Consider the following 24,743-nt stretch of genomic DNA (forward strand, 5'->3'; position numbering starts at 1 on the left):
TGGTGGGCGGGTGTCATGAACGGGGTGGTGTCGGCGCCTCCACATCCGGTTCGTGTCGTCCAGTCCACGGTGGGACGGTCCGTGCGGGTCGGTCCCGGTGGATCGGACCGATCACAGGCGACTCCGACGCGGGTGCCGAGTAGTCGCCTGCCGCGGGTCGATCCGCCCGGGGGAGGGCGCTGTCCGAGCAGACGCAGCCGGACGGGGCATAGACCGGCGCGGTGTTCGATTGGCGCGGCGCTCGGGGAACCGAACGCGAGCCGACGGGGAGTGCGCGCGCCGCCGGGCGGGTGTCACCGCCCGGCTCTCCAGGCGCTAGCCGCAGTCCTCCGACTGGTGATCGGTGATGAGCCATGACCGGGTGTCGTCCTGGTACGTCAGCTCGAAGATCCCCAGGGGCGGTCCGCCCGCGATGGTCATCTCACAGGAGCTGATGATCGCGACGCCGTCGGTGGAGCTGTTCGCCGAGTCGGGGAAGCCGGGACTGCGGTAGCTCGTCTCGACGTCCTCCCCGAGCGTCCGCACCGCCGACGCACAGTCGGGGGCGCCGAACGCGGTGGCGAAGGCCGCCGCGGCCTCGGCGGAGAAGAGGGCACAGCCCTGGGAGGCTGGCCCGAAGACCACGTGGGTGTGCAGCAGCCGGACGGTCTCCGACGGCCTGCCGGTGACCGTGGGATCGGCGGCCGACTCCGACTCCGACTCCGAGGGCGGCGCCTGGGCGCAGTCCTCCTCGATCGTGTAGCCCGTGACCTGCCAGCCGCCGTCGGAATGCCGGGCCAGCGCGAACGTGCCGAGCGACGGCCCGCCCCGGACGGTCATCGAGCGGCACGAGCTGATCTCCTTGGTGTCGCCGTCGACCCGGCCGACGCCGGAGCCGAACTGCGGGCTCGCGTACTGCTCGGGATCGGTGACCTCGGCCGCCAGTCCCCTGACGGCGGCCGTGCAGTCCTCGGCGCCGTGCGCCTCGGCGAACTCGGCGGCGGCCGAGGCGGTGAACAGCGTGCAGGGGCGTCGATCGCCCGTCTCGTGATGCCCGATGTAGTGGTAGACGGTGCGGACGGTCTCCCGAGGGTTGTCGGGTCGGACGCTCCCGCCGGTGCCGAATCCGGGGCTCTGGGCATTGGGGCCGCTCGCGGACCCCCCGCCGCCGAACATGCACTGCTGCACCAGCAGGGCGACGACCACCAGGATCGCGAACATGACGAGCCTGCGGACGAACCTCCTCCGCAGCATGCGCCGCCACAGCGGGACGGCCTTCTCCGGCGGCTTCTCCTCGTTCTGCGCGGCCTGGAAGCGCTGATACTCCTGGAAGCGGCGGAAGTCCTCGAACTCACGCCGTTGCACCGCGTCGAGCTGGTCAGGACTCGGCGCCGAGCCTGCGGGCAGCGCGGCGTTGCTCGGAGGTGCCTCATCGGAGTCGTCGGGGCGTCGCAGATCGGCCACGCTCCCATCATGCCGTGCGTGATCGGGTGCAGGTAGTGACCTGCTCGGGCCGAGGCTCGTCGCGCGCGAGTGTTCCGGCGCCGGCTGCCCGGGGTCGTGCGGTCGGGCGGCGCCGAGCAGGCCGCGGGCGGCGGGGCGCCCCACGGACCTCGGCAGGGGGTGTGGGCGTGGCCTCCGAGTAGGCGTGGCCGGCGGCCGGGCCGCCGCGCGCGACGCCGACGGGGCGACGGCCGTGCGACGCTGGACCCGGAGGGCCGCACCGACGAACCCGGCGCCGGGAGGGCCTGCTCCGGCCTCGCCGCGTCGTGCGCTATCCTTGACGCCAGTTCTACCGAAGACCGCTGGTTTCGTGGCCGCAGGCGACTGCGCCACGACGAAGGCCCGTCGAAGACGGTCGGCCCGCGCAGGAGGAACGAGGCTTTCACGTGTCAGCCCGTCAGCGGCTGCCGTCTCCACGCCCCGTGCCGTCCAGCGCCGGGGCGTTCGTCTTCTCTACCGGGTCTCTCGCTTCGGAATCAGCAGACCCGAGCACCTGTCGTCCGGCGCGCCGGACGACATTCGATGCGCAGAGAGGAGGCGACATGGCCAAGTCCGACAAGGTCGACGCGGTCACCGAGATCTCGGACCGGTTCCGTTCCGCCTCGGCGGCGGTGATCACCGAGTACCGCGGGCTCTCCATGGCACAGCTCAACGAGCTGCGCCGTGCACTGGGCCAGGGCGCCACGTACCGGGTCGCGAAGAACACGTTGGCCAAGCGTGCCGCGGTGGACGCCGGAGTGGACGGTCTCGGCGACCTGTTCACCGGTCCGACCGCCATCGCCTTCGTCGACGGCGAGCCCGTCGACGCTGCCAAGGCCCTGCGTGACTTCGCGAAGGACAACAAGGCGCTCGTCATCAAGGGCGGGTACATGGACGGCCGCGCGCTGTCCGTGGACGAGGTCAACCAGATCGCTGACCTCGACTCCCGTGAGGTGCTGCTGGCCAAGATGGCGGGTGCGCTGAAGGCGAACCTGTCCAAGGCCGCCGCCACCTTCGCGGCACCGGCCACCAAGGCGGCGAGGCTCTTCGTCGCCCTGGAAGAGAAGAAGCCGGCAGGCGAGGCCCCGGCGGCCGAGGCCGCCGACGCTCCGGCCGAAGCCTGAGCACCCACCCATACCACCAGCCCGTCCGGTAGCCGAACACCGGCCGGGTGAGCGAGAAAGGAACCGCCACCATGGCGAAGCTGTCCAACGCAGAGCTGCTCGACCAGTTCAAGGAGATGACCCTTCTCGAGCTCTCCGGGTTCCTGAAGGAGTTCGAGGAGACCTTCGACGTCACGGCCGCCGCGCCTGCCGCCGTGGTCGCCGCGGGCCCGGCCGCCGCCACTGCCGAGGCCGCCGAGGAGCAGAGCGAGTTCGACGTGGTCATCGAGGCCGCGGGCGACAAGAAGATCCAGGTCATCAAGGTCGTGCGTGAGCTCGTCAGCGGCCTGGGCCTGAAGGAGGCCAAGGAGCTCGTCGAGAGCGCGCCGAAGGCCGTCCTCGAGGCCGTCGCCAAGGACGCCGCCGACTCCGCCAAGGAGAAGCTCGAGGCCGCGGGCGCCAAGGTCACCGTCAAGTGACCTGATCGCTGATGCGACACCGCGTGTCGGGGGGTGGCTTCCAGTGGGAACCACCCCCCGACATGTGTCCACCACCGAGTCGACCGGCCGCCCTCCGACGGACGATGGTGACACCAGGTGACGGTCTGCTGGGCCACGCGAGTGATCGGCGCGTGCCGTCTTGACTCGAGCGCGGACCGGAGTCACCCTGTTGTCATGCGAGTGGCGATACTGCCGTTGCCACTCGACAGTCGCCGGGATTGCGGCTAGACTGGCTCTTTGCGCTGCCCACTTTCCGCCTGCCCTCTGTCGGGGCGTAGGATGCTGGGCACCACTGCACCCTTGACAGCTGTGTTAGTCGGCTGCTAGCGCCGCTGCTTAGCCAGCTACCAGTCCCTGGAAGGACGCATCTTGGCAGTCTCCCGCGCGACCCAGGCCACTGCTGCGACCAACTCCATGTCGGGGATCCCTGGGGCACCCAAGCGGGTCTCGTTCGCGAAGATCCGTGAGCCGCTCGGGGTGCCCGATCTGTTGGACCTTCAGGTCCAGTCCTTTGAATGGCTCACCGGGGCCGAATCCTGGTTCCAGCGCCGCATCGACGCGGGCGAGGACCTCCCGGTCGGTGGGCTCGAAGAGGTCTTGAACGAGATCTCCCCGATCGAGGACTTCTCCGGCTCGATGTCCCTCTCCTTCTCCAGCCCGCGCTTCGACGAGGTCAAGGCCTCCGTCGAGGAGTGCAAGGACAAGGACATGACCTACGCGGCTCCGTTGTTCGTCACCGCGGAATTCACCAACAACACCACCGGCGAGATCAAGAGCCAGACGGTGTTCATGGGTGATTTCCCGATGATGACGAACAAGGGCACGTTCATCATCAACGGCACCGAGCGAGTCGTCGTCTCCCAGTTGGTCCGCTCGCCAGGCGTCTATTTCGATCACGCCGTCGACAAGACGACGGATAAGGACGTCTACAACGTAAAGATCATTCCCAGCCGTGGAGCCTGGCTGGAGTTCGATGTCGACAAGCGCGACACGGTCGGCGTTCGGATCGACCGCAAGCGCAGGCAGCCCGTCACCGTCCTGCTGAAGGCCCTCGGCTGGACCGCGGAGCGGATCCGCGAGCGCTTCGGCTTCAGCGAGACGCTGATCGCCACGCTCGACAAGGACCACACCGCCGGGCAGGACGAGGCGCTGCTCGACATCTACCGCAAGCTGCGTCCTGGCGAGCCTCCGACCAGGGAGAGCGCGCAGACCCTGCTGGAGAACCTCTTCTTCAAGGACAAGCGCTACGACCTCGCCAAGGTCGGCCGATACAAGCTGAACAAGAAGCTCGGCATCAACGAGCCCGTCCAGGCGGGCACGTTGATCGAAGAGGACATCGTCACGACGATCGAGTACCTGGTCCGCCTGCACGCGGGCGACGACAAGATGACCGTCGGTCAGGGCGAGGACGCCGTCGAGGTGCCCGTCGAGAGCGACGACATCGACCACTTCGGCAACCGCAGGCTTCGGACGGTCGGCGAGCTGATCCAGAACCAGATCCGAGTCGGCCTGTCTCGGATGGAGCGGGTCGTCCGCGAGCGGATGACCACGCAGGACGTCGAGGCCATCACGCCCCAGACCCTGATCAACATCCGGCCCGTCGTGGCCGCGATCAAGGAGTTCTTCGGCACCTCGCAGCTCTCCCAGTTCATGGACCAGACCAACCCGCTCGCGGGTCTGACCCACAAGCGTCGTCTCTCGGCGCTCGGGCCGGGCGGTCTGTCCCGGGAGCGTGCGGGCATGGAGGTGCGTGACGTCCACCCGTCGCACTACGGCCGCATGTGCCCGATCGAGACGCCGGAAGGCCCGAACATCGGTCTGATCGGTTCGCTGTCGTCCTACGGCCGGGTGAACCCCTTCGGCTTCATCGAGACGCCGTATCGGAAGGTCGTCGAGGGTCGGGTCACCGACCAGGTCGACTTCCTGACGGCCGACGAGGAGGACCGCTTCGTCAAGGCGCAGGCGAACACGCCGATCGCCGACGACGGCACCTTCCTGGAGGACCGAGTCCTGGTCCGGCGGAAGGGCGGCGAGCTGGACTACATCCCGCCGTCGGACGTCGACTACATGGACGTCTCGCCCCGGCAGATGGTCTCCGTCGCCACGGCGATGATCCCCTTCGTCGAGCACGACGACGCCAACCGTGCCCTGATGGGCGCCAACATGCAGCGGCAGTCGGTGCCGCTGCTGCGCAGCGAGTCGCCGCTGGTCGGCACGGGCATGGAGCTGCGGGCCGCCGTCGACGCCGGTGACGTGCTGGTGGTCGACAAGGCGGGCGTCGTCGAAGAGGTGTGCGCCGACTTCATCACCGTCATGGCCGACGACGGGACGCGGCAGACCTACCGGCTGCACAAGTTCCGCCGTTCGAACCAGGGGACGTGCACCAACCAGAAGCCGATCGTCTCCGAGGGCGAGCGCGTCGAGATCGGCCAGGTCATCGCCGACGGGCCGTGCACCGACGAGGGCGAGATGGCCCTGGGCAAGAACCTGCTCGTGGCGATCATGCCGTGGGAGGGGCACAACTACGAGGACGCGATCATCCTGTCGCAGCGTCTCGTGCAGGACGACGTGCTGACCTCGATCCACATCGAGGAGCACGAGATCGACGCTCGGGACACGAAGCTGGGTGCCGAGGAGATCACGCGGGACATCCCGAACGTCTCCGAGGACGTGCTGGCCGACCTCGACGAGCGCGGCATCATCCGCATCGGCGCCGAGGTCCGGCCCGGCGACATCCTGGTCGGCAAGGTCACGCCGAAGGGCGAGACCGAGCTGACTCCGGAGGAGCGGCTGCTGCGGGCGATCTTCGGCGAGAAGGCCCGCGAGGTGCGGGACACCTCGCTGAAGGTGCCGCACGGCCAGAACGGGAAGGTCATCGGCATCCGGGTGTTCAGCCGGGATGACGACGACGAGCTGCCCCCCGGCGTGAACGAGCTGGTCCGCGTGTACGTGGCGCAGAAGCGGAAGATCCAGGACGGCGACAAGCTGGCCGGTCGGCACGGCAACAAGGGCGTCATCGGCAAGATCCTGCCTGCCGAGGACATGCCCTTCCTGCCCGACGGCACGCCGGTCGACATCATCCTGAACACCCACGGTGTGCCGCGACGGATGAACATCGGCCAGGTCCTGGAGACACACCTCGGCTGGATCGCGAAGCAGGGCTGGGACGTCGAGGGTCAGCCCGACTGGGCCGCCCGCCTTCCTGAGGACCTGTACTCGGCGGAGCCTGGTACGAACACCGCCACCCCGGTGTTCGACGGTGCCAGGGAAGAGGAGATCACCGGACTGCTCGGCTCGACGCTGCCCAACCGGGACGGCGAGCGGATGGTCAAGGCCGACGGCAAGGCTCAGCTGTTCGACGGACGCAGTGGCGAGCCGTACCCCTACCCGGTCGCGGTCGGCTACATGTACATCCTGAAGCTGCTGCACCTGGTGGACGACAAGATCCACGCTCGGTCCACCGGCCCGTACTCGATGATCACCCAGCAGCCGCTCGGTGGTAAGGCGCAGTTCGGCGGTCAGCGGTTCGGCGAGATGGAGTGCTGGGCCATGCAGGCCTACGGCGCCGCCTACACGCTCCAGGAGCTGCTCACGATCAAGTCGGACGACGTGGTCGGCCGGGTCAAGGTCTACGAGGCTGTGGTGAAGGGGGAGAACATCCCCGATCCCGGCATCCCGGAGTCCTTCAAGGTGCTGCTCAAGGAGCTGCAGGCGTTGTGCTTGAACGTCGAGGTGCTCTCCACCGACGGCGCCGCGATCGAGATGCGCGACACCGAGGACGAGGACCTGGAGCGGGCCGCCGCGAACCTGGGCATCAACCTCTCGCGCAATGAGTCGCCGTCTGTCGACGATGTCGTGAACTGACCTCGCTGACGTCGGGCGGGGATCGATCCGGGCAACCGGATCGGTGTCCGCCCGACCTGGCCCTGCCCCACAGGTCCGTCAAGGATCTGAACCAACTATCAGGGGAGAAGAACCGGCGTGCTGGACGTCAACTTCTTCGATGAACTCCGTATCGGCCTGGCCACGGCAGACGACATTCGTCAGTGGTCCTACGGCGAGGTCAAGAAGCCCGAGACCATCAACTACCGCACGCTCAAGCCGGAGAAGGACGGGCTCTTCTGCGAGAAGATCTTCGGTCCCATGCGGGACTGGGAGTGCTACTGCGGCAAGTACAAGCGTGTCCGATTCAAGGGCATCGTCTGTGAGCGATGCGGCGTCGAGGTGACCCGGTCCAGGGTCCGTCGTGAGCGCATGGGCCACATCGAACTGGCCGCCCCGGTCACCCACATCTGGTACTTCAAGGGTGTGCCCAGCCGGCTGGGCTACCTGCTCGACCTGGCGCCCAAGGATCTCGAGAAGATCATCTACTTCGCGGCGTACGTGATCACCTCGGTGAACACCGAGCTGCGGCACAACGACCTGCCCACGCTGGAGAACGAGTTCGGCGTGGAGCGCAAGCGCGTCGAGGAGAAGCGCGACGCCGACATCGAGGCCCGCGCGCAGAAGCTCGAGGCCGACCTCGCCGAGCTGGAGGCCGAGGGCGCCAAGAGCGACGTCCGCCGCAAGGTCAAGGAGGGCGGCGAGCGGGAGATGCGCCAGCTCCGCGACCGCGCTCAGCGTGAGCTGGACCGGCTCGACGAGATCTGGACGACCTTCACCAAGCTGGAGCCCAAGCAGCTCGTCCCCGACGAGCTGATCTACCGCGAGCTCTACGACCGGTACGGCGACTACTTCACCGGCGGCATGGGCGCGGAGGCGATCCAGTCGCTGCTGGGCACCTTCGACATCGGCCGCGAGGCGGAGATCCTTCGGGAGACCATCCGCAGCGGCAAGGGACAGAAGAAGCTCCGGGCGCTGAAGCGGCTCAAGGTCGTGGCGGCGTTCCTGGCCACCGGGAACAGCCCGCAGGGCATGGTCCTGGACTGCACCCCGGTGATCCCGCCGGATCTGCGTCCGATGGTTCAGCTCGACGGCGGCCGGTTCGCCACCTCCGACCTGAACGACCTGTACCGCCGGGTGATCAACCGGAACAACCGCCTCAAGCGACTGATCGACCTCGGCGCGCCCGAGATCATCGTCAACAACGAGAAGCGGATGCTCCAGGAGGCCGTCGACGCGCTGTTCGACAACGGCCGCCGTGGTCGCCCCGTCACCGGTCCGGGCAACCGACCGTTGAAGTCGCTGTCCGACCTGCTCAAGGGCAAGCAGGGCCGGTTCCGGCAGAACCTGCTCGGCAAGCGGGTGGACTACTCCGGCCGTTCGGTCATCGTGGTCGGCCCCCAGCTGAAGCTGCACCAGTGCGGTCTGCCGAAGCAGATGGCGTTGGAGCTGTTCAAGCCGTTCGTGATGAAGCGGCTGGTCGATCTCAACCACGCGCAGAACATCAAGTCGGCGAAGCGGATGGTCGAGCGGCAGCGCGGCCAGGTGTGGGACGTCCTGGAAGAGGTCATCACCGAGCACCCGGTGCTGCTGAACCGGGCACCGACGCTGCACCGGCTGGGCATCCAGGCCTTCGAGCCGCAGCTGGTCGAGGGCAAGGCCATCCAGCTTCACCCGCTGGTCTGTGAGGCTTTCAACGCCGACTTCGACGGCGACCAGATGGCGGTGCACCTGCCGCTGTCGGCCGAGGCGCAGGCCGAGGCGCGCATCCTGATGCTGTCCAGCAACAACATCCTGTCGCCCGCGTCGGGTCGTCCGCTGGCCATGCCGCGGCTGGACATGGTCACCGGCATCTACTTCCTCACGAAGCTGCGTGAGGGGTCGGCGGGCGAGGGCCAGGCGTTCTCCTCCCCGTCCGAGGCGATCATGGCCTACGACCGGGGGCTCCTCTCGCTGCACGCCAAGGCGAAGATCCGAGTCACCGACCGGGTCCCGCCGAAGGGCAGGGAACCCGAGGACTGGGAGCCGGGCAAGCCCTGGCTGGCCGAGACCACCCTCGGGCGCGTGCTGTTCAACGATCTGCTGCCCGCCGACTACCCGTTCATCGACGAGCTGCTTCCGAAGAAGAAGCAGGCCGCGATCGTGAACGACCTCGCGGAGCGCTACCCGATGGTGGTCGTGGCGCAGACCCTGGACAAGCTCAAGGACGCGGGTTTCCACTGGGCCACCCGCTCGGGCATCACGATCTCCATCTCGGACGTGGTGGTCCCGGCGGACAAGCAGGAGATCCTCGACAAGTACGAGCTGGAGGCCAGCCGGATCGAGAAGCGCTACCAGCGTGGCGCGCTCTCGTACACGGAGCGCAACAGCGAGCTGGTCAAGGTCTGGCAGCGGGCGAAGGACGAAGTCGCGGAAGCGATGGAGAAGAACTTCCCCGAGGACAACCCGATCCCCACGATCGTGAAGTCCGGTGCCGCCGGAAACATGACGCAGGTCGTGCAGCTGGCCGGTATGCGTGGCGTGGTGTCCAACACCAAGGGTGAGTACATCCCTCGGCCGATCAAGGCGAACTTCCGCGAAGGCCTGTCGGTGCTGGAGTACTTCATCTCCACGCACGGCACGCGAAAGGGTCTCGCCGACACCGCCATCCGTACCGCCGACTCGGGCTACCTGACCCGGCGTCTGGTGGACGTCTCGCAGGACGTCATCATCCGCGAGACGGACTGCGGGACCGAGCGCGGCATCATCATGCCGATCGGCGAGAGCGGCCCCGACGGAAAGCTCGTCTGGGACGTCCACGTCGAGACCAGCGTCTTCTCGCGCAGCTCCGCGGAGGACGTCACCGACGAGGACGGCAACGTGCTGCTGGCACGCGGATCGGATCTCGGCGACTCGGCGATCGAGACGCTGCTCGCGGCGAACGTGTCGAAGCTCAAGGTGCGCAGCGTGCTCACCTGTGAGTCGGCCGTCGGCGTGTGCGCGGTCTGCTACGGCCGCTCGATGGCGACCGGCAAGCTGGTCGACATCGGCGAGGCCGTCGGCATCGTCGCCGCGCAGTCGATCGGTGAGCCCGGCACGCAGCTGACGATGCGTACGTTCCACCAGGGCGGCGTCGCCGGTGACGACATCACCACGGGTCTGCCTCGCGTGCAGGAGCTGTTCGAGGCTCGCATCCCCAAGGGCAAGGCGCCGATCTCCGAGGTCGACGGCCGAATCCAGATGGAGGAGGGCGAGCGCTTCCGGAAGATCACCATCATTCCGGACGACGGCAGCGAGGAGATCGTCCACGACAAGCTGTCCCGGCGGCAGTGGCTGGCCACCATCAAGGTGGACGACAGTGAGCGTCCGCTGCAGGACGGCGACCGTGTGACGGTCGGTCAGCAGCTGCTCGAGGGCGCGGTGGACCCGCACGAGGTGCTGCGGGTCATGGGTCCCAGGGAGGCTCAGCTTCACCTGGTGCGCGAGGTGCAGAAGGTGTACCGGACGCAGAGCGTGTCGATCCACGACAAGCACATCGAGGTCATCGTCCGGCAGATGCTCCGCCGAGTCACGGTCATCGACTCGGGCTCCACGGAGTTCCTGCCCGCTTCCTGGGCGGAGCGCAGCGTGTTCGAGGCTGCCAACCGTCGGGTGGTGGCGCAGGGCGGCGAGCCCGCGTCGGGTCGTCCCGTGCTGATGGGCATCACGAAGGCGTCGCTGGCCACCGAGTCGTGGCTGTCGGCGGCCTCCTTCCAGGAGACGACCAGGGTGCTCACCGATGCCGCGATCAACGGCAAGAGCGACAAGCTGGTCGGCCTGAAGGAGAACGTGATCATCGGTAAGCTGATCCCGGCGGGCACCGGCATCAACCGGTACCGGCACATCCAGGTGCAGCCGACCGAGGAGGCGCGGGCCGCGGCGTACGCGATCCCGTCCTACGACGACGGCTACTACACCCCGGACGTGTTCGGCACCGGCACGGGTGCCGCGGTGCCGCTGGACGACTACGACTTCGGCCGCGACTTCCGCTGAGGTAGAAGAGCTTCATCCGCTTGATCCGACGGCCCCGGGGCGACCGCCTCGGGGCCGTCGGCGTGTCCGCCGATCGTCCGGCCTGCCTGCTGAACCGGGGTGAGCAACCCGGCGGGCCGGTTCACCGGAACGATCGCCGATCCGAACAGCCCGGGGACGTCGGACCGCCGGCCCTGCGGTGGGCGATCGGCGGATGGTCTCGCGGGCCGCCAAGGACCCCGACGGTGCCCTTCACGCAGGCCTGTGCCCCGCGGCGGCGACGGATGCGGGCGACCCCGCCGGAATCGTCCGGCATCGTCGAGGCCGGTGCGACTGATCTTGCTTGAATACGAGCGCGGACCGGAGAAGATTAGGTCGTCAGTTCACTCGTCAAGAAAGAGGCGACTCCGATGGCGAAGGTCACGCCAACCGCAAAGAAGCTGTTGCTCGGCCGCGAGATCGCCTACCTGCGAGATCGCGCGGGGCTGTCCCAGAGCGAAGCCGCCGCGTTGATCGAGAAGCGCCAGAGTCAGTTCACCGCCCTGGAGTCCGGCCAGGCGAGTATCACCCCCGGCGACCTGCGGCTGCTGCTCGACGGTCTGGGCGTCACCGAGGAGCAGCACATCAGCGCCCTGCTGGAGTTACGCCGGGGCAATCATCAGCGGGGAAGATGGACCGGCATTCGCAGTCTCTACAACGAGGACTTCCGGACCCTGGTCGACCTCGAGGAGCACTGCGATCTGATCCGCACCGTCGAGTGCGAGGTGCCGCCAGGACTGTTGCAGTGCGAGGCGTTCACCAGGGCGCTCTACTCCTATGCGCACACCGGGCCTGATCTCGACGACCGCGTGCAGGCCCGGCTCGCCAGACAGGCGATCTATCACAAGGCCGACCCGCCGCAGGCGGCGTTCGTGATCTCCGAGTCGGCCTTGCGGCGACAGTACGGCCCGCCGGAGGTCATGCGGGAGCAGATCGACTACATGATCGGCCTGTCCACGCTGCCCAACGTCCGTCTCCAGGTGCTTCCCTTCAAGACCAGGGTGCAGAGCGCGTCCATCAGGGACGGCTTCGTGCTCCTGCGCATCCCGTCGCCGGGCGTCGCCGGCCCGTTGGAGTTCGCCTACACCGAGAACGAGGCCGAACTGCGGTACCTGGACGACAAGCGGACGGTGGCCATATTGGACACGGCCTGGGCCCGATTGGCCGGCGCGGCACTGAGCTTCGAGGACTCACGCGGATTTCTGCGGGCGGTGGCCGATGAGTACTGTTGAGAGGCCGTCAACCATGACCAGCTATGGAGCCCAGGACATGAAAGCCAAGCCGACTGAGTTCTCTCGGTTCGACTTCCGTACGTCCAGTTACAGCGGCGAGAACGGCAATAACTGTGTCGAGGTCGCGCGGCTGACCGATGTGGTCGGTCTGCGTGACAGCAAGGTCGAGTTCGGCTCCTCGCACGACGTGGTGCTTCGGGTGTCGCCGTCGACCTTCGCAGGCCTGCTGACCGCAGTGAAGGACGGGCGGTTCTAGTCGCCAGTCGCCTATCGGGCGGGCCCGCGCAGCGCCGCGCGGAGTCCCCGGTCATCGTCGGTTCTCGGTCCTCCTCGGTCATCGGCTCGCGGCGGTCATCGAGCACGCGCCCCCTCTGTCGAACACGGGCCGGACGGCGTCGAGCTCGGCGGGTCGTCGGACGCCTGCCGACTCCGTCGGGGCGTGGCTGCCGCACACGGCGCCGCCTGCCTGAGCCTCGCTCTCGTGCCGTCGAGCGGGGGAGCAGCAGGGCGCCGGGGTTCCCGGCGTCCCCGAGCGGATCGCCGGGGCACATCGCGCCCGTGGGGGAGGTCTGGGCCGCCGTGTTCGGCGGTAGCGACGGCGTCGGTGCCGGCGGTCGCCCGGTTCCCGGTCTCGGCTTCGGCGCGATGTCTCCGCTGGTCGGCGTGCGGATACGGGCGGTTTATGACAGTTGTCAGCAATGCCTATGACAACTGTCATGAGTTCCGGTCGCGCGCCGCTGAGGCGACGAACGGCTCATTACGGTGAGTTCATGACCGTGACTCCGCCGATCGAGGTGCTGCGCCGCCGCACCGCGGTCACCATCGCCGGCTCCGCCGTCACGGCCGCCATGCTGCCCGTGGTGCTGATCCTCTCCCATGGCGCGACCGGCCCTGCGGACGTCGTGCTCATCCTGGGTTCCGTCGCGTTCATGCCGCTGCACTGGTACTGCCTGCGGTCGGGCCTGCGCTCCCCCGCCACGCCGGTGACGCGACGGGTGACGGTGCCGTTGCTGGCGCTCTCCGTGCTCCTCGCGCTGCTGGGCAGCGCGCAGTCCGCCGTCGGCTGGCTGTGGTTCGTCGTCATCGGATTCGCGGTGGCCGATCTGTCGATCGGCCGACCCATCGGCGTCGTCCGGGTCTTCGTCGTCGTCGCAGGTTGTCTGGCCGGGATGAGCGCCGTGCTCGTCGCCTGGCAGCAGGCTCCGGCCGATGCCGGTCGGCTCGCCCTCGTCGGCGGACTGGTGCTCTTCCTGGTGGGCGGGATGGTCTACAGCGAGCCCAGTTCGCTGAGCAGCTGGCGTTCGATGATGGAACTGGACACCGCGCGTCGTCATTCGACGGAGATCGGCGCGCAACGCGAGCGGCTGCGTCTCTCGGAGGATCTGCACGACATGCTGGGCCACACCCTGGAGGTGGTGGCGCTCAAGGCCGAACTGGCCACCAGGCTGGGGTCGGCGGACCCGGAGCGCGCGAGAACGGAGATGGCCGAGGTGCAGCGCCTGGCCAGAGACTCGTTGCAGGAGGTGCGGGAACTGGTCCGGGAACGGCAGGAGACGGATCTGGTCGTGGAACTCCGCAGCGTCGTCGCCCTGCTGGATGCGGCGGGCATCACGTGTGACGTCCAGGGAGATCCCGCCGACTTCGATCAGCTGACGCGCAGGCTCTTCGGCCGGGTCCTGCGCGAGTCGACGACGAATCTGCTGCGTCATGCCGAACCCGCCCGCTGTCGGATCGAACTCGTCACGAATCGGAGGGACTCCTCGTTGACCGTCGTCAACGACGGAACGGTCGACCACTCCGATGGGAGGCCGGAAGGCACGGGGCTGGCCGGGCTCGCCAGGCGACTGGCCGAGCACGGCGGCACGGTGTCGGCCGGACCGGGGCCAGGGCCTGGCACATTCCAGGTGGCGGCGTCGCTGCCCGCGGCCTCCCTGCGCGGTGCGCGGTGATCCGCGTGATGCTGGTCGACGACGAGCGGCTGACCCGAGACGCGGTGGCGGCGCTGCTCGCGCTGGAACCGGATCTCGACGTGGTCGGCCAGGCGGCGGACGGCGAGGAGGCCGTGCGGCTGGCCTTGGAGCTGGTTCCGGACATCGTGGTGCTGGACGTCGAGATGCCCGGACTCCAGGGCCCGGAAGTGGTCGAACGCATCATGGCGTCGGCCGAGGGCATCCGATGCGTGATCCTCACCCGGCATGCCCGTCCGGGAGTGCTACGGCGGGCCCTCGCCGCCGGGGCGCGGGGCTTCCTGCCGAAGAACGTGCCGGTCGCCGAACTGGCGGAGGCGATCCGACAGGTGCGTGCGGGCAGACGCCACGTCGACGAGTCGATGGCCGCCGACGCGCTGGCGGAATGGCCGTGCCCGCTGACCTGCCGCGAGCGCGAGATCCTGGCGATGGTCACCGACTCCCGCACCGCGGCCGACATCGCCCGGCTGGCCCACCTGTCCGCCGGGACGGTGCGCAACTACCTCTCCTCGGCGATGACCAAGCTCGCCGCGCGAACCCGGGCGGAAGCCGCACGCATCGCCCGAGATCACGGATGGATCTGAGTGATCGGCGGGCACGTCCGGTGTCTCGGTGCCGGGGTGGCCGCCGTCTCCGCCTGGTCGTGCAGGCCTGGGCCTCCCTCGACGACGGCGGGCGCGGGCGGGGCACGCGGTGTCGCCCCTTCCGGCGACAGATCTCGCCGCTCGTGGCCGGTGCATGAAGCGTGATCTCGCGTGGGTGCACGCCACTGCCTGCGACACGCCGTCGCGGGAGCACGAGGTGGGCTGGTCGGCGACGCGACGGCGGGACGGTGACGGCAGGTCTGCGTCGGCGGGACGGCGTGTGGCGGGCGAGGGCGTGGCGGCCGGTTCCGCGGCGAGGCGAGTGCCGATGCCGGGAGGCGGCGTCCGGCCGGGGCTCGTCGGGGCCGGCATGGTGAGGGAATGAGTGAGCTGACCTTCGGCGAGGAAGCACAGAGCCTCATCTCGGCATACTCCGACCTGCTGGTGCAGGCGGGCGAGGCAGGGATCGAGGCCGAGTCCGAGCACGCCGAGCCCGATCGGCATGCGATGGTCGAGGCCATCGAGGTGGGGAACCGTCTCGTCGAGCTGCTGACCTCCCGAGCCGAGGAGTACCGGGAGTCGGTGGACGCGCTGCGGCGACGACTGGAGCGGTCCGCCGAGTGAAGCCGTCCTCGGGGATCGCTGCGGGGGACGGGCCCGCGGTCCGCGTCCGTCCGCGGCAGCCGAGCATCCCGAGACGGAGACCGGCAGTTGCGAAGGGCACGACGCCACCCGGCTTCACCTGCGATGGTGCCGCCCCGGCTCGCCGGTTCCGCGGGGCACGAACGACGGTTCGGCGGCGAGGACGTGGCGTCGTGCGCCATCGGACACGGGAGCCTGCGTCTGCTCCGAGGTACTCGTGTGCCGGGTTCGCCTGCCGAGATGTCGACGTGCCGACGTGCCGTGGGGCCGACCTGCCGCGGGGCCGTGGGGTAGCGGGGTCTGCGGGCCGTGGGGCCGGGCGGCCACCGGGTCGGACGGTTGTCGGGCCGGCCGGCTGGCGAGTCGGGGTTCCGCCGTCGGGCGCTGCCGGCTCGAGCGGTCGCGGTGATCCGGCGGACTCAGCGTCGGTCCATACGATCCCGGAGCCGTTGCACGTGCTCCTCGACCGACCGCTGGTGTGCCGCGGAGGCCTCGCGGTCGGCGCGAACCAGCGCGAGGGCGGCCTCCGCGGACAGCTGGGCACACATCATCATGTCCAGGACGGCCTCCCGGCGGTCCTCGGTCTCGGCGGCGATGAGCATGGGCCGGAGGTGGTCCACCATCCGTTCCATGTCCCGAGCCGAGGCCACCAGCGCGTCGCGTGCCGCCGCCATCGCGGCACGGCCCCGATTGAGGTGGTCGAGGGCCTCATGGCGCCGTTCCGGGGGGAGCTGATCGAGGCTGGCCACCAGCTCGTCGGTCAGCTCGATGTTCCAGATGTCCTTCTCCGCGCTCATCTGCTCAGACTGGCACGGACTCCTCAGACGCGCGTCCGAGTTCGGCGTAGGCTCCCCACACGTGCCTGACATCGGGTGTGGCGACCCCGTTTTGACCCGTCCCAGCGGGGACAGGTATCTTTGCTGCCTGGGCCCGACTTGTGTTGGGCTGGTCTGCGTGCCTGTGATCGTTGGCTCATCGCCTCCGTAACCACAGGACGGTGGAAGTCTTCCGGGTTGGCCGAGGGGTTCACGCCTGTGGGCGTGGAAGGGCGCGACACGCCCGACCTCGGGTTACGGGGGACGGCCGCGTGACTCCAGACACGACCCGCGAGGGTCGGTTATAGCCTGAGGTGCTCAAAGGAGCATCTTTACGTAGCGAACGGAAGAAGTAGCCGGTCCATGCCCACGATCCAGCAGCTGGTCCGCAAGGGCCGCCAGGACAAGGTCGCGAAGACCAAGACCGCGGCGCTCAAGGGGAGCCCGCAGCGGCGCGGTGTGTGCACCCGCGTCTACACGACCACCCCTAAGAAGCCCAACTCGGCGCTGCGCAAGGTCGCGCGTGTCAAGCTGACCAGCGGCATCGAGGTGACGGCCTACATCCCCGGTGAGGGCCACAACCTGCAGGAGCACTCGATGGTGCTCGTTCGTGGCGGCCGTGTGAAGGACCTGCCCGGTGTTCGTTACAAGATCATCCGTGGCTCCCTTGACACGCAGGGCGTGAAGAACCGCAAGCAGGCCCGCAGCCGGTACGGTGCGAAGAAGGAGAAGAGCTAACAATGCCCCGCAAGGGACCGGCCCCCAAGCGGCCGCTTATCTCCGACCCGGTGTACGCCTCGCCGCTGGTGACCCAGCTCATCAACAAGGTGCTGGTCGACGGCAAGCGTTCGGTGGCTGAGAAGATCGTGTACGAGGCCATGGAGGGCAGCCGCGAGAAGACCGGCACGGACCCGGTCGTCACGCTCAAGCGCGCGCTCGACAACGTCAAGCCCGCCTTGGAGGTGCGCAGCCGCCGTGTCGGTGGCGCGACCTACCAGGTGCCCGTGGAGGTGCGGGCCAGCCGCTCCACCACGCTGGCTCTGCGGTGGCTGGTCGGATTCGCCCGTCAGCGTCGTGAGAAGACGATGGTCGAACGCCTGACGAACGAGCTGCTGGACGCGAGCAACGGACTCGGGGCGAGCGTCAAGCGCCGCGAAGACACGCACAAGATGGCCGAGTCGAACAAGGCCTTCGCGCATTACCGCTGGTGATCGAGGATGCCCGACATGATCGACCTGGTCGATCACGGCTCCGCCTCGGACCGGACACCCGGTTCGAGGTCCGCTGTTGTCGGGCCTTCGGCCACCCCTAAAGACAGCTAGACACAGCTGATCAGGAACGGGGAAGACTCTCGTGGCACGCGACGTGCTGACTGACCTGGCCAAGGTCCGCAACATCGGGATCATGGCCCACATCGACGCGGGCAAGACCACCACGACCGAGCGGATTCTCTTCTACACGGGAATCAACTACAAGCTCGGCGAGGTGCACGACGGCGCGGCGACGATGGACTGGATGGAGGAGGAGCAGAAGCGGGGTATCACCATCACCTCGGCTGCCACCACCACCTTCTGGGCAGACCACCAGATCAACATCATCGACACTCCCGGGCACGTCGACTTCACCGTCGAGGTGGAACGGTCGCTGCGCGTGCTCGACGGTGCGGTGGCGGTCTTCGACGGCAAGGAGGGCGTCGAGCCGCAGTCCGAGCAGGTCTGGCGGCAGGCGGACAAGTACGAGGTTCCGCGAGTCTGCTTCGTCAACAAGATGGACAAGCTCGGTGCGGACTTCTACTTCACCGTGCGCACCATCGAGGAGCGTCTCGGTGCTCGCCCGCTCGTCATCCAGCTGCCCATCGGCGCCGAGAACGACTTCGCTGGTGTCGTCGACCTGGTGAACATGCGCGCGCTGACCTGGCGCGGTGACGTTCAGAAGGGCGAGGACTACACGATCGAGGAGATCCCGGCGGAGCTGGCCGAGAAGGCCGCCGAGTACCGGGAGAAGCTCGTCGAGGCCGTCGCCGAGACCGACGAGGAGCTCATGGAGGCTTACCTCGGCGGTGAAGAGCTGACGCTGGAGCAGATCAAGGCAGGCATCCGCAAGATCACGATCGCGCGGGATGCCTACCCGGTGCTCTGCGGCTCCGCGTTCAAGAACAAGGGCGTGCAGCCCATGCTCGACGCGGTCATCGACTACCTGCCCTCGCCGCTGGACGTGCCGGCGATGGAGGGCCTGCTGCCCGACGGCGAGACGCCGGCCACCAGGCTGCCCAGTGTCGACGAGCCCTTCTCCGCACTGGCCTTCAAGATCGCCGCGCACCCGTTCTTCGGGAAGCTGACCTACATCCGGGTCTACTCGGGCAAGCTCAGCTCCGGCACGCAGATCGTGAACGCGACCAAGGACCGGAAGGAGCGCATCGGGAAGCTCTTCCAGATGCACTCCAACAAGGAGAACCCGGTCGACGAGGCCCAGGCGGGTCACATCTACGCGGTGATCGGTCTCAAGGAGACCACCACCGGTGACACGCTCGCCGACTCGCAGAAGCCCATCGTCCTGGAGTCGATGAGCTTCCCGGAGCCGGTCATCCAGGTCGCGATCGAGCCGAAGACCAAGAGCGACCAGGAGAAGCTGGGCACGGCGATCCAGAAGCTCGCCGAAGAGGACCCGACCTTCCAGGTCAAGCTCGACGACGAGACCGGTCAGACCATCATCGCGGGCATGGGCGAGCTGCACCTCGAGGTGCTCGTCAACCGGATGAAGAGCGACTACAAGGTCGAGGCGAACATCGGTAAGCCACAGGTGGCCTACCGGGAGACGATTCGCAAGACGATCGAGAAGGTCGAGTACACCCACAAGAAGCAGACGGGTGGCTCGGGCCAGTTCGCTCGGGTGATCGTGAAGCTCGAACCGCTGGAGAGCACCGAGGGCGCGCTCTACGAGTTCGAGAACAAGGTCACCGGTGGTCGGGTGCCGAGGGAGTACATCCCGTCGGTCGACGCGGGCGCCCAGGACGCGATGCAGTACGGAGTGCTGGCGGGCTACCCGCTGGTGGGGCTGAAGTTCACCCTGCTCGACGGTGCCTACCACGAGGTCGACTCCTCCGAGATGGCCTTCAAGATCGCCGGCTCGATGGCGATGAAGGAGGCCGCTCGTAAGGCGTCTCCGACGCTGCTCGAGCCCATGATGGCCGTCGAGGTGACCACCCCCGAGGACTACATGGGCGATGTCATCGGCGATCTGAACTCGCGCCGTGGCCAGATCCAGTCCATGGAGGAGCGCAGCGGCGCGCGCGTCGTCAAGGCGCTCGTTCCTCTGTCGGAGATGTTCGGGTATGTCGGCGACCTGCGTTCCAGGACGCAGGGTCGGGCGAACTACTCGATGCAGTTCGACTCCTACGCCGAGGTTCCGACGAACGTCGCAAAGGAGATCATCGCGAAGGCCACCGGTGAGTGAGTCTCACCAGTGACGCGGTCCGCCGGGGAGTCATCCCCGGTAGGCCGCTGGTGAGCGGCTCGACCAGCCGACGCAAATCCAGCGGTACGTGTTCCGGGGCCCGTCGGGTTCCGGAGCCATCCGAGTGGGAAATGTCATCGTCCGCCTCGTATGGGCGGCGAAAATCGAAACCGTCGAGCACATACAACAGTCCGTGCGGCGGAAAGATTAAGTCCAGGAGGACAAACCAGTGGCGAAGGCGAAGTTCGAGCGGACGAAGCCGCACGTCAACATCGGCACCATCGGTCACATCGACCATGGCAAGACCACGCTGACCGCGGCGATCTCCAAGGTCCTGCACGACAAGTTCCCGGACCTCAACCCTCTGATGGCCTTCGACTCGATCGACAAGGCGCCCGAGGAGAAGCAGCGCGGCATAACGATCTCCATCGCGCACATCGAGTACCAGACGGAGAAGCGCCACTACGCGCACGTCGACTGCCCCGGCCACGCCGACTACGTGAAGAACATGATCACGGGTGCGGCGCAGATGGACGGTGCGATCCTCGTGGTCGCCGCCACCGACGGCCCGATGCCGCAGACTCGCGAGCACGTGCTGCTGGCCCGTCAGGTCGGCGTCCCCTACATCGTGGTGGCCCTGAACAAGGCCGACATGGTGGACGACGAGGAGATCTTCGAGCTCGTCGAGATGGAGGTCCGTGAGCTGCTGTCGGCTCAGGAGTTCCCCGGCGACGACCTCCCGGTCGTGCGCGTCTCGGCGCTCAAGGCGCTCGAGGGCGACCCCGAGTGGGGCGGCAAGCTCCTCGAGCTGATGGACGCGGTCGACGAGAACATCCCCGAGCCGCAGCGTGAGGTCGACAAGGCCTTCCTGATGCCGGTGGAGGACGTCTTCACCATCACCGGCCGTGGCACCGTCGTCACCGGCCGCATCGAGCGCGGCATCGTCAAGGTGAACGAGGAGGTGGAGGTCGTCGGCATCAAGGAGAAGTCCCTGAAGACGACCGTCACCAGCATCGAGATGTTCAACAAGTTCCTCGATGAGGGTCAGGCGGGCGACAACGCCGCTCTGCTGCTCCGCGGCATCAAGCGCGAGCAGGTCGAGCGCGGCATGGTCGTCACGAAGCCGGGCTCGAACACCCCGCACACCAGCTTCGAGGCCGAGGTCTACATCCTCTCCAAGGACGAGGGTGGCCGTCACACGCCGTTCTTCAACAACTACCGTCCGCAGTTCTACTTCCGGACGACCGACGTGACCGGCGTGGTCACCCTGCCCGAGGGCACCGAGATGGTCATGCCCGGCGACAACACCGCGATCTCGGTGGAGCTGATCCAGCCCATCGCGATGGACGAGGGTCTGCGTCTGGCGATTCGCGAGGGCGGTCGTACCGTCGGCGCGGGTCGCGTCACCAAGATCAACAAGTGACTCACCGTGGGGAGGGCTCCTGACTCAGGAGCCCTCCCCACCCCCGATTTGGAGGCCTACCTCGGGGTATGGCATCCTGTAACGGTTGCTCGTCGGAGGCTGTCGGTGAAGCAGTGCGAACCGGCAGCCTCGGCGCGAGCACCCCGTGTCCGAGGCCTCGTGGGTCGACGTGAGTTCGATGTCGGCCGAGGTCGCGCGAGCCGCCGGTTCGTTGACGGGCTCTGCGGGGTGCATGGGGTCGAGAGATCCACACCACCGATGACGTCACTGGCATCGGTCTGAGCATTGGGCGCGACACGCCCGACCGCGTGGACCGGGTGGCGGTGACGACTGGCAGTGTTTTTTCCTGAATAGGGTGTCTCCTTACGCAGGGGAGCAGCACGGGCCGGGAGGATCTCCAGGTCGGGGATCAACGCGAGGCAACCGCAGCGTGTTAGTCAGAAGCGGCACGAGATTAGAGGAACGGCAAGCCACTATGGCGGGACAGAAGATCCGCATCCGGCTCAAGGCCTACGACCACGAGGCGATCGACGCGTCCGCGCGCAAGATCGTCGAGACCGTGACGCGCACCGGCGCTCGGGTCGTCGGACCTGTGCCGCTGCCCACCGAGAAGAACGTGTACTGCGTCATCCGCTCGCCGCACAAGTACAAGGATTCGCGCGAGCACTTCGAGATGCGCACGCACAAGCGTCTGATCGACATTCTCGACCCGTCGCCGAAGACGGTGGACGCGCTGATGCGCATCGACCTGCCGGCCAGTGTCGACGTCAACATTCAGTGAATCGGGCGCTAGAGCGGCGGAGATAACGAGACCCATGTCTGACAGGCAGATCAAGGGGATCCTGGGTACCAAGCTTGGTATGTCCCAGGTCTTCGACGAGAACAACCGGATCGTTCCGGTCACGGTCGTCAAGGCCGACCCGAACGTCGTCACGCAGATCCGGACCGACGAGAAGGACGGCTACTCGGCCGTCCAGCTGGCCTACGGCGCCGTTGACCCTCGCAAGGTCAACAAGCCCGAGACGGGCCACTTCACCAAGGCGAAGGTGACCCCTCGCCGCCACCTGGTCGAGCTGCGCAGCAGCAACGCCGGTGAGTACGAGGTCGGCCAGGAGGTGACGGCCGACGTGTTCGATCAGGGCACGCTGGTCGACGTCGTGGCCACGAGCAAGGGCAAGGGCACCGCCGGTGTCATGAAGCGGCACGGCTTCGCCGGCCTGAGCGCCAGCCACGGTACTCAGCGCAAGCACCGCTCGCCCGGCTCTATCGGCGGCTGCGCCACTCCGGGTCGCGTCTTCAAGGGCGTGCGGATGGCTGGGCGCATGGGCAACGTGCGGGTCACCACGCAGAACCTGACCGTGCACCGGGTCGACCTCGAGGCGGGTCTCATCCTGCTCAAGGGCGCCGTTCCCGGCCCGAAGGGCGGCCTCGTGCTGGTCAAGAGCGCTGCTAAGGGCGGTGTCTGATGAGCGCGAACGTTGAGATCAAGACCCCGGAGGGCAAGGCCGACGGCAGCATCGAGCTGCCTGCGGACGTCTTCGACGTCCAGGCGAACGTGGCCCTGATGCACCAGGTCGTGGTCGCACAGCAGGCGGCGGCCCGGCAGGGCACGCACGACACGAAGACCCGCGGCGAGGTCCGCGGCGGTGGGCGCAAGCCGTACCGCCAGAAGGGCACCGGCCGCGCCCGTCAGGGATCGGTTCGTGCGCCGCAGTTCGTCGGCGGCGGTGTCGTGCACGGCCCGACTCCGCGCGACTACGCCCAGCGGACGCCGAAGAAGATGAAGGCCGCCGCGCTGCGCGGTGCCCTCTCCGACCGGGCCCGTGAGGGACAGCTGCACGTCGTCACCTCGCTGGTCGACGGCGAGAAGCCCTCGACGAAGTTCGCTCGTCAGGCGCTGCGGACGATCACCGAGGCCCGTCGGGTGCTGGTCGTCCTCGACCGTGAGGACGTCCTCGGCTGGCAGAGCCTGCGCAATCTTCCCGACGTGCACCTGATCGCGCCCGACCAGCTCAACACGTACGACGTGCTGGTCAACGACGACCTGGTGTTCACGAAGGCGGCTCTGGAGAGCTTCCTCTCCGGTTCGGTCCGGCGGTCCGGCAAGGCCACCGCTCGGTCCGGCGCGAGCGCCGACGCTACCGAGTCCGACTCAGATGGGGAGGCTGGGAAGTGATCCCCGACCCTCGCGACATCTTGGTTGCTCCGGTCGTCTCCGAGAAGAGCTACGGCCTTCTCGAGGACAAGAAGTACACCTTCGTGGTGGTTCCGGACGCCAACAAGACGCAGATCAAGATCGCCGTCGAGCAGGTCTTCGGCGTGAAGGTCGCGAGCGTGAACACGCTCAACCGTCAGGGTAAGCGCAAGCGCACCCGCACCGGGTACGGCAAGCGCAAGGACACCAAGCGGGCGATCGTGACCTTGCACCCGGAGAGCAAGCCGATCGAGATCTTCGGCGGACCGACCGCGTGACGCGGCCGGACCGAACCGGACTGAACGACTGAGGACTGCACAGACATGGGCATCCGCAAGTACAAGCCGACGACACCGGGTCGTCGTGGTGCCAGCGTGGCCGACTTCGCCGAGATCACTCGGTCGACGCCGGAGAAGTCGCTGGTCCGTCCGTTGCACGGCCGCGGTGGCCGTAACGCGCACGGGAAGATCACGACCCGGCACAAGGGTGGTGGCCACAAGCGCGCCTACCGTCTGATCGACTTCCGTCGGTCGGACAAGGACGGCGTGCCTGCCAAGGTCGCGCACATCGAGTACGACCCGAACCGCACCGCCCGCATCGCGCTGCTGCACTACGCGGACGGCGAGAAGCGCTACATCATCGCCCCGGAGAAGACGCGCCAGGGCGACGCGATCGAGAGCGGTCCCCGGGCTGACATCAAGCCGGGTAACAACCTGCCGCTGCGCAACATCCCGACCGGCACCGTGGTGCACGCCATCGAGCTTCGGCCCGGCGGCGGCGCCAAGATCGCCAGGTCGGCGGGTGCCAGTGTGCAGCTGGTCGCGAAGGACGGGCCCTACGCCCAGCTTCGGATGCCGTCCGGCGAGATCCGCAACGTGGACGTGCGCTGCCGCGCCACGATCGGTGAGGTCGGCAACGCCGAGCAGGCGAACATCAACTGGGGCAAGGCAGGCCGGATGCGGTGGAAGGGCAAGCGCCCGACCGTCCGCGGTGTCGCCATGAACCCGGTCGACCACCCGCACGGTGGTGGTGAGGGCAAGACCTCCGGTGGTCGCCACCCGGTGAACCCGGCTGGTAAGCCCGAGGGACGCACACGTCGTAACAAGCCGAGTGACAAGCTCATCGTCCGCCGACGCCGCACCGGCAAGAAGCGCTGAGCAGGGAGGGAGTGAAGGATGCCACGCAGCCTGAAGAAGGGCCCGTTCGTCGACGACCACCTGCTCAAGAAGGTGGACGCACTGAACGAGTCCGGCAAGAAGACGGTGATCAAGACCTGGTCCCGGCGCTCGACGATCATTCCGGACATGCTCGGGCACACGTTCGCCGTGCACGACGGTCGCAAGCACGTCCCGGTGTTCGTCTCCGAGGCGATGGTGGGTCACAAGCTGGGCGAGTTCGCCCCGACCCGCACCTTCAAAGGTCACGTCAAGGAAGACCGCAGGTCTCGCCGCCGCTGAC

Annotated in this window: 21 protein-coding genes; 19 read left to right on the forward strand and 2 right to left on the reverse strand. The window is 67.8% G+C overall.

Annotation, left to right across the window (positions count from 1 at the left end; genetic code table 11):
- Positions 1–315: 315 nt before the first annotated feature.
- On the reverse strand, positions 316–1,443 hold the full coding sequence (locus AHOG_RS02750) for a hypothetical protein (RefSeq protein ID WP_093939951.1): 1,128 nt from the start codon (positions 1,441–1,443) through the stop codon (positions 316–318).
- Between the two features lie 581 nt (positions 1,444–2,024).
- Between AHOG_RS02750 and rplJ the strand changes: the two genes are divergently transcribed.
- The 9 genes from rplJ to AHOG_RS02800 all read left to right on the forward strand — a co-directional run bounded on the left by rplJ (position 2,025) and on the right by AHOG_RS02800 (position 15,382).
- Positions 2,025–2,585 carry a 50S ribosomal protein L10 gene (gene rplJ / locus AHOG_RS02755; RefSeq protein WP_093939952.1) on the forward strand — a complete coding sequence of 187 codons (561 nt, stop codon included), beginning with the start codon at positions 2,025–2,027 and terminating at the stop codon, positions 2,583–2,585.
- A gap of 71 nt (positions 2,586–2,656) precedes the next feature.
- Positions 2,657–3,043, forward strand: a complete 387-nt coding sequence (rplL, locus tag AHOG_RS02760; protein WP_093939953.1) for a 50S ribosomal protein L7/L12 — start codon at positions 2,657–2,659, stop codon at positions 3,041–3,043.
- Between the two features lie 390 nt (positions 3,044–3,433).
- Positions 3,434–6,928, forward strand: coding sequence for a DNA-directed RNA polymerase subunit beta (gene rpoB / locus AHOG_RS02765; protein WP_093939954.1), 3,495 nt, complete (start codon positions 3,434–3,436; stop codon positions 6,926–6,928).
- Between the two features lie 117 nt (positions 6,929–7,045).
- Entirely contained in the window at positions 7,046–10,957 is a 3,912-nt protein-coding gene (locus AHOG_RS02770; RefSeq protein WP_093939955.1) for a DNA-directed RNA polymerase subunit beta', read from the forward strand.
- Positions 10,958–11,346: 389 nt separating this feature from the next.
- Positions 11,347–12,207 carry a Scr1 family TA system antitoxin-like transcriptional regulator gene (locus AHOG_RS02775; protein WP_093939956.1) on the forward strand — a complete coding sequence of 287 codons (861 nt, stop codon included), beginning with the start codon at positions 11,347–11,349 and terminating at the stop codon, positions 12,205–12,207.
- Positions 12,208–12,220: 13 nt separating this feature from the next.
- On the forward strand, positions 12,221–12,463 hold the full coding sequence (locus AHOG_RS02780; RefSeq protein ID WP_245856527.1) for a DUF397 domain-containing protein: 243 nt from the start codon (positions 12,221–12,223) through the stop codon (positions 12,461–12,463).
- Positions 12,464–12,977: 514 nt separating this feature from the next.
- Entirely contained in the window at positions 12,978–14,156 is a 1,179-nt protein-coding gene (locus AHOG_RS02785; RefSeq protein ID WP_093939958.1) for a sensor histidine kinase, read from the forward strand.
- Positions 14,153–14,758 carry a response regulator transcription factor gene (locus AHOG_RS02790; RefSeq protein ID WP_093939959.1) on the forward strand — a complete coding sequence of 202 codons (606 nt, stop codon included), beginning with the start codon at positions 14,153–14,155 and terminating at the stop codon, positions 14,756–14,758. Before AHOG_RS02785 ends, AHOG_RS02790 begins: the two co-directional genes overlap by 4 nt.
- 381 nt (positions 14,759–15,139) lie before the next feature.
- Entirely contained in the window at positions 15,140–15,382 is a 243-nt protein-coding gene (locus tag AHOG_RS02800; RefSeq protein ID WP_093939961.1) for a hypothetical protein, read from the forward strand.
- Between the two features lie 437 nt (positions 15,383–15,819).
- Here the strand turns inward: AHOG_RS02800 and AHOG_RS02805 are convergent, their stop codons facing one another.
- On the reverse strand, positions 15,820–16,197 hold the full coding sequence (locus AHOG_RS02805; protein WP_093939962.1) for a hypothetical protein: 378 nt from the start codon (positions 16,195–16,197) through the stop codon (positions 15,820–15,822).
- A gap of 381 nt (positions 16,198–16,578) precedes the next feature.
- Between AHOG_RS02805 and rpsL the strand changes: the two genes are divergently transcribed.
- The 10 genes from rpsL (at position 16,579) to rpsS (ending at position 24,742) form a co-directional block, all read left to right on the forward strand.
- Entirely contained in the window at positions 16,579–16,953 is a 375-nt protein-coding gene (rpsL, locus tag AHOG_RS02810) for a 30S ribosomal protein S12 (protein WP_025361387.1), read from the forward strand.
- A 2-nt stretch (positions 16,954–16,955) separates the two neighbouring features.
- Positions 16,956–17,426 (forward strand): 30S ribosomal protein S7, encoded by a 471-nt coding sequence (gene rpsG / locus AHOG_RS02815; protein WP_093939963.1) that lies wholly within the window; start codon positions 16,956–16,958, stop codon positions 17,424–17,426.
- Between the two features lie 142 nt (positions 17,427–17,568).
- Positions 17,569–19,668, forward strand: a complete 2,100-nt coding sequence (fusA, locus tag AHOG_RS02820) for an elongation factor G (RefSeq protein WP_093939964.1) — start codon at positions 17,569–17,571, stop codon at positions 19,666–19,668.
- A 229-nt stretch (positions 19,669–19,897) separates the two neighbouring features.
- Complete coding sequence (tuf, locus tag AHOG_RS02825; protein ID WP_093939965.1) at positions 19,898–21,091, forward strand: elongation factor Tu; 1,194 nt, start codon at positions 19,898–19,900, stop codon at positions 21,089–21,091.
- A 475-nt stretch (positions 21,092–21,566) separates the two neighbouring features.
- Entirely contained in the window at positions 21,567–21,872 is a 306-nt protein-coding gene (rpsJ, locus tag AHOG_RS02830) for a 30S ribosomal protein S10 (RefSeq protein ID WP_016698486.1), read from the forward strand.
- A 34-nt stretch (positions 21,873–21,906) separates the two neighbouring features.
- A complete protein-coding gene (gene rplC, locus AHOG_RS02835) occupies positions 21,907–22,557 on the forward strand; it encodes a 50S ribosomal protein L3 (RefSeq protein WP_093939966.1) in 651 nt (216 codons plus the stop codon).
- Positions 22,557–23,267 carry a 50S ribosomal protein L4 gene (rplD, locus tag AHOG_RS02840; RefSeq protein WP_093939967.1) on the forward strand — a complete coding sequence of 237 codons (711 nt, stop codon included), beginning with the start codon at positions 22,557–22,559 and terminating at the stop codon, positions 23,265–23,267. Before rplC ends, rplD begins: the two co-directional genes overlap by 1 nt.
- Entirely contained in the window at positions 23,264–23,563 is a 300-nt protein-coding gene (gene rplW / locus AHOG_RS02845) for a 50S ribosomal protein L23 (protein ID WP_093939968.1), read from the forward strand. Before rplD ends, rplW begins: the two co-directional genes overlap by 4 nt.
- A 45-nt stretch (positions 23,564–23,608) precedes the next feature.
- Positions 23,609–24,442 (forward strand): 50S ribosomal protein L2, encoded by an 834-nt coding sequence (gene rplB / locus AHOG_RS02850; protein ID WP_093939969.1) that lies wholly within the window; start codon positions 23,609–23,611, stop codon positions 24,440–24,442.
- 18 nt (positions 24,443–24,460) lie between these two features.
- Positions 24,461–24,742 carry a 30S ribosomal protein S19 gene (gene rpsS, locus AHOG_RS02855; RefSeq protein ID WP_093939970.1) on the forward strand — a complete coding sequence of 94 codons (282 nt, stop codon included), beginning with the start codon at positions 24,461–24,463 and terminating at the stop codon, positions 24,740–24,742.
- Position 24,743 lies beyond the last annotated feature (1 nt).

This window comes from Actinoalloteichus hoggarensis, assembly GCF_002234535.1.
Taxonomy (GTDB): Bacteria; Actinomycetota; Actinomycetes; order Mycobacteriales; family Pseudonocardiaceae; genus Actinoalloteichus_A; species Actinoalloteichus_A hoggarensis.

What these genes read in the sequence shown, in the direction of transcription:
- rplJ (WP_093939952.1), top strand. Translation starts at nt 2,025, where the DNA reads ATGGCCAAGTCCGACAAGGTCGACGCGGTCACCGAGATCTCGGACCGG.
- rplL (WP_093939953.1), top strand. Translation starts at nt 2,657, where the DNA reads ATGGCGAAGCTGTCCAACGCAGAGCTGCTCGACCAGTTCAAGGAGATG.
- AHOG_RS02775 (WP_093939956.1), top strand. Translation starts at nt 11,347, where the DNA reads ATGGCGAAGGTCACGCCAACCGCAAAGAAGCTGTTGCTCGGCCGCGAG.
- AHOG_RS02780 (WP_245856527.1), top strand. Translation starts at nt 12,221, where the DNA reads ATGACCAGCTATGGAGCCCAGGACATGAAAGCCAAGCCGACTGAGTTC.
- AHOG_RS02785 (WP_093939958.1), top strand. Translation starts at nt 12,978, where the DNA reads ATGACCGTGACTCCGCCGATCGAGGTGCTGCGCCGCCGCACCGCGGTC.
- AHOG_RS02800 (WP_093939961.1), top strand. Translation starts at nt 15,140, where the DNA reads ATGAGTGAGCTGACCTTCGGCGAGGAAGCACAGAGCCTCATCTCGGCA.
- AHOG_RS02805 (WP_093939962.1), bottom strand. Translation starts at nt 16,197, where the DNA reads ATGAGCGCGGAGAAGGACATCTGGAACATCGAGCTGACCGACGAGCTG.
- rpsL (WP_025361387.1), top strand. Translation starts at nt 16,579, where the DNA reads ATGCCCACGATCCAGCAGCTGGTCCGCAAGGGCCGCCAGGACAAGGTC.
- rpsG (WP_093939963.1), top strand. Translation starts at nt 16,956, where the DNA reads ATGCCCCGCAAGGGACCGGCCCCCAAGCGGCCGCTTATCTCCGACCCG.
- rpsJ (WP_016698486.1), top strand. Translation starts at nt 21,567, where the DNA reads ATGGCGGGACAGAAGATCCGCATCCGGCTCAAGGCCTACGACCACGAG.
- rplC (WP_093939966.1), top strand. Translation starts at nt 21,907, where the DNA reads ATGTCTGACAGGCAGATCAAGGGGATCCTGGGTACCAAGCTTGGTATG.
- rplD (WP_093939967.1), top strand. Translation starts at nt 22,557, where the DNA reads ATGAGCGCGAACGTTGAGATCAAGACCCCGGAGGGCAAGGCCGACGGC.
- rplB (WP_093939969.1), top strand. Translation starts at nt 23,609, where the DNA reads ATGGGCATCCGCAAGTACAAGCCGACGACACCGGGTCGTCGTGGTGCC.
- rpsS (WP_093939970.1), top strand. Translation starts at nt 24,461, where the DNA reads ATGCCACGCAGCCTGAAGAAGGGCCCGTTCGTCGACGACCACCTGCTC.